Below are 8,792 nucleotides of genomic sequence, written 5' to 3' on the forward strand. Positions count from 1 at the left end.
CCGCCCGCCCGGAGCACGCCGCGGGGCGCCGGGGCCGCGGCGCCCCGCGGCGTGCTCCGGGCGGGCGGTGGCGGTCATGCGCGTCAGTGTAAGACCCGAGGCTCTGCCTACCCTGGTGCCATGGCCTCCGATCCCGCGCGCTCCGAACTGGACCTCGTCGCGGCCGCGCTGCAGCGGCTGCGCCCCGGGCTCGACGACGGCGTGGCCGCCTGCCTGCGCGGGGCCGACTGGTCCGCCGGGCGGGTCGAGGAGGGCGGTCAGTTCCACCGGGTGCTCGTGCTGGAGGACGTCGGGGTGCTGCGGATGACGCGCGCCCACGAGGCCGGCGCGGCGCCCGCGGCCCGGTGGACGCCGGAGCGGGATCCCGCCGTGCACCTGCCCCGGCGCCTCGCCCTGCTCGACGGCCTCGCGGCGGTGCTCGCCGAGGCCGGGGTCCGGTGGTCCCTGCCGACTGCCCTCTCGGCGGTCGTGGAGGACGGCCCCGGCGCCGCCGTGCTCCAGCGCTACGTGCCCGGCTTCCCGCACCCGCCCCACGAGGGCGATCCCGCCGTCCTGCGCGGCGTCCTCGCGGACCTCGCCGCGGTGGATGTGGCCGACCCGCGCGTGGCCCCGCACCTGGGACGCCCCTTCGCCTTCCGCGGGCCGTGGACGCCCGAGCGCGCCGCGCACGTGGCCGGGCTGCCCGCGCGGCTGGCCCCCCGCCTGGGGGCCTGGCCCGGCGACGCCCTGGGGCATGCGGGCGACGAGACCGCGGCGGGCGAGGCCGCCGTCCGGCTGCGCGCGGACGCGTGGGGGGAGTCGGTGACCGCGCTGACCGGCGTCGTCTCGGCGTGGACGCGCGAGCCGCCCGTGCCACCGGCCCTCGTGCACGGCGACCTCGCCGGGCACAACATGCGCTGGCGGGTTGTTCCGGCCGCCGCCACTCCGGATGCCGCCACCCCGGCCGCCGCGGTCCTCTGGGAGCTGGCCGGCGTCCTCGACTGGGACCTGGCCTGCGCGTGGGACCCGGCGCTCAACGTGGCCTACCTCGGCCTGTGGCACGGGGAGGACCTCGTCGAGGCGATCGCCGCCGACCCCGCCGAGGCTCGCCGCGCCCGCGTGTGGCTCGGGGCGATGGCCCTGGAGACCCTCGACGACGCCGCGGCGCGGGACGTCCTCGTCGGCGGGCTGGCGGAGTCGAGCTGGCGGCGGCTGCTCCGCAAGACCCTGCCCCGCGTGGGGCGCGCCTTCGTGGCCGCGGCCGCGTGAGCGGGGCGGCCGCGAGGGCAGCGGGTCAGGCGCAGGCGTTGTAGGTCAGCGAGAGGTTCGAGATGAAGATCTTCTGATCGCCGTCGACGGAGGCGTAGGAAGCCGCCGTCTGGTTCCAGTAGTGGATCTCGAAGGACGTGACCTGGCTCGTGAAGCTCACGGTGCCGTTGCCGTTCGTCGACGAGTTGGAGATCGAATTGTCGAAGCGATTCGGGCGCCACGGGTCGGCGAGGGTGCCCGCGCCCTGCAGTCCGGCCGTGGTCGCGTTCGCCTTGCTCGTGGTGAAGGGGGTGGGGCTGGAGACGGCCACGCCGTCCACGAAGTCATTGACGGCTGAGTCGATGTCGGTGATGGAGAACGTCAGGCTCGTGACCGGACGGTCGAAGGTGAACGTGGTGATGGTCTTGTTGGCGTCGATCCGATCGTTCGACTTGGCCTTGTTGCTCAGCGGGGACTGGTGGAGCACCAACGGATTGCGGTATCCGCCGACCGAGCCGGACTGGACGGCCAGATTCGTGTTCTCCGTCCCGAACTGGTTGCCGAACTGGATGTTGGACCCCTTGTAGGTGTTCTCGACCGTCAGCGTGAGCGGGCGCATCGGCCCCGTCCCGTCCGGGTCCGCCGTGGTGTAGGTGGCGCTGGTGGCGCTGGTGCGCTTGTATCCCATGTCCGACCACACCACGTCCACAGTCTTGAAGCACCGCGGAGACGTGGCGAACGCGGGGGCGGCGGTGGCGACGGCCACGGCGGGGGCGGTCCAGGCCAGCCCCTGGACCACGCGGCGGCGGTCGAGGGCGGGGACGGTGTCGGTGTTCCGGTCAGGGGTCATCGGGGACCAGCTCATGTGCGCTCCTTCGGTGGCACGTGAGCCGCACCCCCGGCGGGGTTCTCCATCTCTCCGTGTGCCGCTTCAACTATAAGGGCGCAAACCGCCCGGCCTCCACGAGGAGGCCGGGCGGTCAGGGTGATTCGCCTCACGCCACGCCGAGCCGCTCCAGCACGATCTCACGGACGCGGCCGGCGTCGGCCTGGCCGCGGGTGGCCTTCATCACCGGGCCGATCAGGGCGCCGACGGCCTGCATCTTGCCGCCCTTGATCTTCTCGGCCACGTCCGGGTTCGCGGCGATCGCCGCGTCCACGGCCTCGGTGAGCGCACCGTCGTCGGAGACCACGGCCAGGCCCTGGGCCGCCACGATCTGCTTCGGCGCACCCTCGCCGTCGGCGACCAGGCCGAGGACCTGCTTGGCGATCTTGTCGTTGATCGTCTTCGCGGCGATCAGCTCCTCGATCTCCACGACGTGCGCCGGGGTGACGCCGAGCTCGGCGGCCTCCACCTCGCGCAGGTTGGCCAGGCGGGCGATCTCGCCCATCCACCACTTGCGGGCCGCGGCCGGAGAGGCGCCGGCCTCCACGGTCTGCGCGATCTGGTCCGCCACGCCCGCGTTGACGACGTCGCGGAACTCCTCGTCGGAGAAGCCCCACTCGCCCTTGAGGCGCTTGTTGCGCACGGCCGGCAGCTCCGGCATCCCGGCCCGCACGCGCTCGATCCAGGCCTCGTCCACGACGACCGGCAGCAGGTCCGGCTCGGGGAAGTAGCGGTAGTCGTCGGCGTCGGACTTCGGACGGCCGGACGTGGTGGTCCGGGTGTCCTCGTGCCAGTGGCGGGTCTCCTGCGTGATGGTCCCGCCGGCGGCCAGGATCGCCGCCTGACGCTGGATCTCGTGGGTCACGGCGTGCTGGACGGCGCGCGTGGAGCCCACGTTCTTGGTCTCCGTGCGGGTGCCGAACGCCGAAGCGCCCTTCTCCATGAGGGAGACGTTGGCGTCGCAGCGCACGTTGCCGTGCTCCATGCGGGCGTCGGAGATGCCGATCGCCTTGACGATGTCCCGCAGCGCGGTCACGTAGGCGCGCGCGATCTCCGGGGCGCGGTCGCCGGCGCCCACGATGGGCCGGGTGACGATCTCGATCAGCGGCACGCCGGCGCGGTTGTAGTCCACCAGCGACGCCGAGGCGCCCTGGATGCGGCCGGAGCCGCCCTGGTGGGTGAGCTTGCCGGCGTCGTCCTCGAGGTGGGCGCGCTCGATCTCCACGCGGAACACGGTGCCGTCCTCGAGCTCCACGTCCAGGTGGCCGTCGAACACGATGGGCTCGTCGTACTGGGACGTCTGGAAGTTCTTGGGCGTGTCCGGGTAGAAGTAGTTCTTCCGCGCGAACCGGCAGGACGGGGCGATCTGCGCGTCCAGGGCCAGGCCCAGCGCGATCGCGGACTCCACGGCCTCGCGGTTCAGGACCGGCAGGGTGCCGGGCAGGCCCAGGTCCAGCGGGGTGACGTTGGTGTTGGGTTCGTCGCCGAACGCGTTGGCGCCGGTGGAGAAGATCTTGGACTTCGTGTTCAGCTCCACGTGCACCTCGAACCCGAGCACGGGGTCGAAGCGGTCCATGGCCTCCTGGAAGTCCATCAGCTCTGCGGTGCTCACTTGGTGCCTCCTGCGGGGGTCTGGGCGGCGCGGGCGGCGCCGGGGTGCTGCTCGGGGACACGGGCCCACAGGGGCCCGCCCTCGCGTTCGGTGACCAGCTTCTCGACGGCGGCACCCACCTCGTACAGGCGCGCGTCCTCGCGGGCCGGGGCCATGAACTGCAGGCCGTAGGGCAGGCCGTCCACGAGGCCACCGGGCACGGAGATGCCGGGCACGCCCGCGAGGTTCGCGGGGATGGTGAACAGATCGTTCAGGTACATCGTCAGCGGGTCCTTGGTCTGCTCCCCCAGGCGGAACGCCGGGATCGGCGCCGTGGGGGTCAGCAGCACGTCGACCTGCTCGAACGCGGCCGCGAAGTCCTGCTGCACCAGGGTGCGGACCTTCTGGGCCGAGCCGTAGTAGGCGTCGTAGTAGCCGGCGGACAGGGCGTAGGTGCCCAGGATGATGCGGCGCTTGACCTCGCCGCCGAACCCGGCGGCGCGGCTGGCGGCCATGACCTGCTCGATCGTGCCGCCGCCGTCCGGGACCACGCGGTGGCCGTAGCGGACGCCGTCGAAGCGGGCCAGGTTGGAGGACACCTCGGAGGGCATGATCAGGTAGTACGCACCCAGAGCCGCGGCGAAGTGCGGGCAGGAGACCTCCACGATCTCCGCACCGGCGTCGCGCAGCGCCTGCACGTCCGCGTCGAAGGCGGCCTTGACGCCGGGGTGGAAGCCCTCGGCGTCCAGGTCGGTGACGACGCCGACCTTCAGCCCGGCCAGGTCGCGGCCCGCCGCGGCGGCCACGAGGTCGGCCTGCTCCTCCGGCAGGGAGGTGGAGTCGTGGGCGTCGTGCCCGCCGATCACCTGCTGCAGGGCGGCGGCGTCGGCCACGGTGCGGGCGGCCGGGCCCACCTGGTCCAGGGAGGAGGCCATGGCGATCACGCCGTAGCGGGACACCGCGCCGTAGGTGGGCTTCACGCCCACGGTGCCGGTGAACGCGGCGGGCTCGCGGATGGAGCCGCCGGTGTCCGAGCCGAGCGCGAACGGCGCCAGGAACCCGGCCACCGCCGCGGCCGAGCCGCCGCCGGAGCCGCCGGGCACGCGCTGGCCGTCCCACGGATTGCGGGTCACGCCGAACGCGGAGTACTCGGTGGAGCCGCCCATGGCGAACTCGTCCATGTTGGTCTTGCCGAGGATCGGCAGCTTCGCGGCGCGGATCCGCTCCACCACGGTGGCGTCGTACGGGCTCATCCAGCCGTCGAGCATCTTCGAGGCGGCCGTCGTCGGCTGCCCCACGGTGACGATGTTGTCCTTGAGCGCCACCGGCACGCCGGCCAGCGGGTGCAGGGCCTCGGCCTCGGCGCCGCCGGCGGCGCGGATCGCGTCCACCTCGGCGGCGACGGCGAGCGCCTCCTCCGTGTTGACGTGCAGGTAGGCGCGCACCCCGGCGTCCGAGGCGGCGTCGGAGCGGGGGTCCCCGTCCACGGCGGCGATGCGGTCCAGGTGGGCCTGGACCAGCTCAACGGAGGTGGTGGTGCCCGCGCGCAGGCGCTCGGCCATCTGCAGGGCGGTGAGGCGGACGAGCTCGTCCGCGGAGAGGCTGGCGTTCACGTCGAAGGTCTGCGTCATGGCCTGATCACTCCCCGTCCAGGATGGCGGGCACCTTGAACTGCCCGTCCTCGGCGTCCGGCGCCTGGTCCAGCGCCTGTTCCTGCGTGAGCATGCCCGTGGGCACGTCCTCGCGGAACACGTTCTCCAGCGGGATGGGGTGGGACGTGGGGACCACGTCCTCCCCGGCCACTGCCTGGACCTGGGAGACGGACTCCAGGATGGATTCGAGCTCGCCGGACATGACGTCCAGCTCCTCGTCCGTCATGCGGATGTGGGCCAGGCGGGCCAGATGCTCCACCTGGTCCCGGGTGATCTCTGCCATGGATCTCCTCGCGCGCTGGGTCGGGTGACCACCACGTCGGCGCGGTCGCCGTGGCGGTGGGTCGGACGTCGAGATGAGTCTAGTCTGGGGGCATGGACCACCGGACCGCCGCCGCGGCGTCGCCCCTCCCCTCGGAGCCCGCCGTCGCCGCCCCGGTGGGCGGCTCGGACACGCCGCTCACCCGCTTCCTGCGCGCCGGTGAGGCCGGTGACGCCGCGGCCGCGCGGGGCGCCCTGCACCCGGACGTGCGGCTGGTCTCGCCCATGGCCGGCGGTGCGGTGATGCGCGGGCCGGACGACGTCGCGCTCCTGCTGGGCGAGGTCTACGCGGTGCTGCGGGGCCTCGAGTGGGTGGAGCACTACGCCGACGGCCGGGTGCACACCGTGCTGGGCCGGGCCCGAGCGCTCGGCGTGGCGCTGACCGACGCGATGCTGGTGACCGTGGCCGAGGACGGCCGCGTGCTGGAGATCCGCCCCCACCTCCGCCCGTGGGCCGGGCTCACCGCGTTCAGCGCCGCGCTCCTGCCGCGACTGCTCCGGCACCCCGGGCTGCTCGCCCGGTCGACGCGCCCGGACTGACCCGGCGCGGCCGCGCGCGCCGGGTTCAGGTCAGCGGCAGTCGGTAGACGAGGAAGGGCCCGGCGTCCTCGGCCGGGTCCAGGCCCGGCTCGAGGTCACTCAGTCGCCAGTCGCGGTCGGGCACGCGGACGAAGCCGAGCCGCTCGTACATCCGGTGCGCGTCCGTCATGGACGTCATGGTCGACAGGGCGATCGCCTCCACGCCGGGTGTCGCCCGCGCCCGGCGGACCACCTCGGCCAGCAGGGCGGTGGCCACGCCGCGACGGTGGACCGCGGGGTCGACGGCGAGCATGCGGAACTCGTACTCCCCCGGCACGGAGGTTTCCGCCATCGGCGAGCCGTGCGGGGTGAGCACGAGCGAGCCGGCCACCTGCCCGTCCAGCTCGGCGACCAGCACCTCGGCCACCGCGGCCCGCCCGGCGACGTCGGCCAGGGTCTCCAGGTAGTCGCTCTCCGCCTCGAAATGTCCGCCGGTCGTGTAGGAGGCCAGCGTCAGGGCCGCCACCGCCTCGTGGTCCTCCGGGCGCAGCGCACGCACCGTCACGTCGCTCATCGAGCGCCTCCCCTCCGGTGGCGGAGGCGCCACGCGATGTCGTACTTGGCGGCATCGCGACTGACCAGGTAGAAGCCCGTGCCGACAAGACCCCGGCTCCAACGCCCGACGGCAAAGCGAGGAGCCCCGGCCAGGGGACGAAGGCGGCGTCTGAGCAGAGACTGCTGGAGCTTGTCTTCCAGAGTCGGTGCCCCGAGCCGCCCACGCATGTCCACCGGACCGTAGGGATCGGCCAGGACGACGAGACCACGGACCGCAGACGTCTCCAGCAGCCGGTTCAAGACTTCGCTGGTGAACCGGGAGAACCTCGCGTCGTCTTCAGCCACCACGAGGACGTCGGTGACGGCACCGTCTTCCACAGCGAACTCGCGGAGCACACTCATGTGGCTGAGCGTGCATCCGACCTCGCCGTTCAGGGGCGGGCGGCCGAACCGGACCTCGAAGCCCTCGGCGTCGAAGTCCTCAGGCCCGTAGCCCTTCCGCGCGTCGACCGCCTCGAACGGCCGGAACCGACGGCCCAGCGGCTGCGCCAGGAACCCCTCGAGCCGGGTGCTGTCCGCCAAGGCGATCACCCTGTAGTCCACGATGTCCGGCATGACTGTCCTCTCGATCTCCGCCACCTCGGCCCCTCTCAGCGTCCGGACTCCGGGATGTGCCGCACCGCGCCGAGCATGTCCGTGAGCCTCCGGCGGGTGGCCTCGTCCTTCACCACGAAGTCCCTGCGGCGGGACCACACGGTGGGCACCGCCTCATGGGCGTGCCCGTCCCGCGTGGCGTGGAGGCGGTGCAGCACGGGCACCGCGTCCGGGTCCGTCCAGATGTTCACCCAGTACACGGCAGCCCGCTGGGCCGGGTCCAGGTCCTTGATGAGTGCGAGGCAGTACCGGCAGGCGGGGCGCCAGAACACGACGACGCCGCCCGCGTCCACGTGGGCCTGCGCCCCCGCCATGGGGCAGGAGCGGACGCGCAGCGCGGGCAGGTACTGCCAGACCATCCAGAGCATGGCCACACCCGCCACGATCGCGATCACGTCCCGGCGCACGGTGCCCCAGACCAGGAACACCACGCCCGCGGCGCCGAAGAGCACGGGCCAGAACCAGGGGTCGCCGACCAGCCGTCTCACGCTGTCGCCTCCTTCGCCGCCGCGAGGGCGGCCGCGTCCACGTCCCCGGCTGTCATCCAGTCGGGGTGCCCCGTGCCGTCCCCGGAGGCAGGGCGGTCCACGGGCACGCCGGCCTCGTCCGCGATCAGCGCGCCCGCCGCCCAGTCCCACTCCTGCGTGCCGAACTCGGCGTAGGCATCGAGCGTGCCGTCCGCGACCATGCACAGGTCCAGGGCGGCCGAGCCGATCCGCCGCACGTCGCCGAAGGCCGGCAGCAGGGCCGCGAGCGCACGCAGCTGCATCGCGCGGCGGTCCGGGTGGTAGCCGAAGCCGGTGGCCAGCAGCCGCCCCGAACGGCCGGGCACGGGCCCGGTGAGCCGCACAGGGGCGGCGTCGCGGTCCGGGACAGCGACGCCCGCCGTCGTCGCGTCCGCCGTGGAGAACGCGCCCCGTCCCGCGCTCGCGAACCAGGTGCGGCCCAGCGCCGGGGCCGCGACGACGCCGGCCAGCCAGCGCCGCGAGCCCGGGAGCACGCCGAGCAGCGCGGCGGTCTCCTCGTCCACCGGGCCCTCGACGGCCACGGACGTGCCGAACTGCGGCAGGCCGCGGATGAAGTTGGTGGTGCCGTCCAGGGGGTCGATGGACCAGCGGTACCCGGACGGCTCGGCCGGGGCGGTGGAGCCATGCTCCTCCCCCGTGATCTCGTCGTGCGGGCGGTAGCCGGTGAGCACGGCGCGCACGGCGTCCTCGGCGCGCCGGTCGTAGTCGGTGACCCAGTCCGAGCCGGAGGACTTGGTGTCCGCGCCGAGCTCGTCCGAGGTGAGGGGCACGGCCGGGTGGTGGCCGGCCCAGCGCTCGGCGAGCACGTCCGCGCCCGCGCGGGCGGCGGCCTTCGCGATCACCAGCAGGCCGGCCGGGGA

General features: G+C 73.7%; 10 protein-coding genes. 2 read left to right on the plus strand and 8 right to left on the minus strand.

What is annotated here, in order from left to right:
- Positions 1–120: 120 nt before the first annotated feature.
- Entirely contained in the window at positions 121–1,248 is a 1,128-nt protein-coding gene (locus MHY29_RS09790) for a phosphotransferase (protein ID WP_239240754.1), read from the plus strand.
- Between the two features lie 25 nt (positions 1,249–1,273).
- On the opposite strand, the gene MHY29_RS09795 is transcribed toward MHY29_RS09790, so the two are convergent.
- The 4 genes from MHY29_RS09795 to gatC all read right to left on the minus strand — a co-directional run bounded on the left by MHY29_RS09795 (position 1,274) and on the right by gatC (position 5,639).
- Complete coding sequence (locus tag MHY29_RS09795) at positions 1,274–2,092, minus strand: hypothetical protein (RefSeq protein ID WP_239240757.1); 819 nt, start codon at positions 2,090–2,092, stop codon at positions 1,274–1,276.
- A gap of 130 nt (positions 2,093–2,222) precedes the next feature.
- Positions 2,223–3,725, minus strand: a complete 1,503-nt coding sequence (gene gatB / locus MHY29_RS09800) for an Asp-tRNA(Asn)/Glu-tRNA(Gln) amidotransferase subunit GatB (RefSeq protein ID WP_224355419.1) — start codon at positions 3,723–3,725, stop codon at positions 2,223–2,225.
- Positions 3,722–5,335, minus strand: coding sequence for an Asp-tRNA(Asn)/Glu-tRNA(Gln) amidotransferase subunit GatA (gene gatA, locus MHY29_RS09805; RefSeq protein ID WP_224355420.1), 1,614 nt, complete (start codon positions 5,333–5,335; stop codon positions 3,722–3,724). Before gatA ends, gatB begins: the two co-directional genes overlap by 4 nt.
- 7 nt (positions 5,336–5,342) lie before the next feature.
- Positions 5,343–5,639, minus strand: a complete 297-nt coding sequence (gene gatC / locus MHY29_RS09810) for an Asp-tRNA(Asn)/Glu-tRNA(Gln) amidotransferase subunit GatC (RefSeq protein ID WP_224355421.1) — start codon at positions 5,637–5,639, stop codon at positions 5,343–5,345.
- A 92-nt stretch (positions 5,640–5,731) separates the two neighbouring features.
- Here gatC and MHY29_RS09815 point away from each other — a divergent pair, with 92 nt between their 5' ends.
- Positions 5,732–6,217 carry a hypothetical protein gene (locus MHY29_RS09815; RefSeq protein ID WP_224355422.1) on the plus strand — a complete coding sequence of 162 codons (486 nt, stop codon included), beginning with the start codon at positions 5,732–5,734 and terminating at the stop codon, positions 6,215–6,217.
- 25 nt (positions 6,218–6,242) lie between these two features.
- On the opposite strand, the gene MHY29_RS09820 is transcribed toward MHY29_RS09815, so the two are convergent.
- Genes MHY29_RS09820 through MHY29_RS09835 form a run of 4 tightly spaced genes read right to left on the minus strand, consistent with a single transcriptional unit; the run spans position 6,243 to position 8,780 of the window.
- On the minus strand, positions 6,243–6,770 hold the full coding sequence (locus MHY29_RS09820; RefSeq protein WP_224355423.1) for a GNAT family N-acetyltransferase: 528 nt from the start codon (positions 6,768–6,770) through the stop codon (positions 6,243–6,245).
- Positions 6,767–7,390 carry a glycosyltransferase family 25 protein gene (locus tag MHY29_RS09825; protein ID WP_224355424.1) on the minus strand — a complete coding sequence of 208 codons (624 nt, stop codon included), beginning with the start codon at positions 7,388–7,390 and terminating at the stop codon, positions 6,767–6,769. The genes MHY29_RS09820 and MHY29_RS09825 overlap by 4 nt, the downstream gene beginning before the upstream one ends.
- A gap of 11 nt (positions 7,391–7,401) precedes the next feature.
- Positions 7,402–7,893 (minus strand): hypothetical protein, encoded by a 492-nt coding sequence (locus MHY29_RS09830; RefSeq protein ID WP_224355425.1) that lies wholly within the window; start codon positions 7,891–7,893, stop codon positions 7,402–7,404.
- Positions 7,890–8,780 (minus strand): inositol monophosphatase family protein, encoded by an 891-nt coding sequence (locus tag MHY29_RS09835; protein WP_239240760.1) that lies wholly within the window; start codon positions 8,778–8,780, stop codon positions 7,890–7,892. Before MHY29_RS09835 ends, MHY29_RS09830 begins: the two co-directional genes overlap by 4 nt.
- Between the last annotated feature and the right edge of the window lie 12 nt (positions 8,781–8,792).

It is taken from the genome of Micrococcus sp. ACRRV (assembly GCF_022346985.1).
GTDB lineage: Bacteria > Actinomycetota > Actinomycetes > Actinomycetales > Micrococcaceae > Micrococcus > Micrococcus porci.

Bases quoted from the DNA above. Each gene is read 5' to 3' on its own strand.
- MHY29_RS09815 (WP_224355422.1), top strand. From the start codon at position 5,732: ATGGACCACCGGACCGCCGCCGCGGCGTCGCCCCTCCCCTCGGAGCCC.
- MHY29_RS09820 (WP_224355423.1), bottom strand. From the start codon at position 6,770: ATGAGCGACGTGACGGTGCGTGCGCTGCGCCCGGAGGACCACGAGGCG.
- gatA (WP_224355420.1), bottom strand. From the start codon at position 5,335: ATGACGCAGACCTTCGACGTGAACGCCAGCCTCTCCGCGGACGAGCTC.
- MHY29_RS09795 (WP_239240757.1), bottom strand. From the start codon at position 2,092: ATGAGCTGGTCCCCGATGACCCCTGACCGGAACACCGACACCGTCCCC.
- gatC (WP_224355421.1), bottom strand. From the start codon at position 5,639: ATGGCAGAGATCACCCGGGACCAGGTGGAGCATCTGGCCCGCCTGGCC.
- MHY29_RS09790 (WP_239240754.1), top strand. From the start codon at position 121: ATGGCCTCCGATCCCGCGCGCTCCGAACTGGACCTCGTCGCGGCCGCG.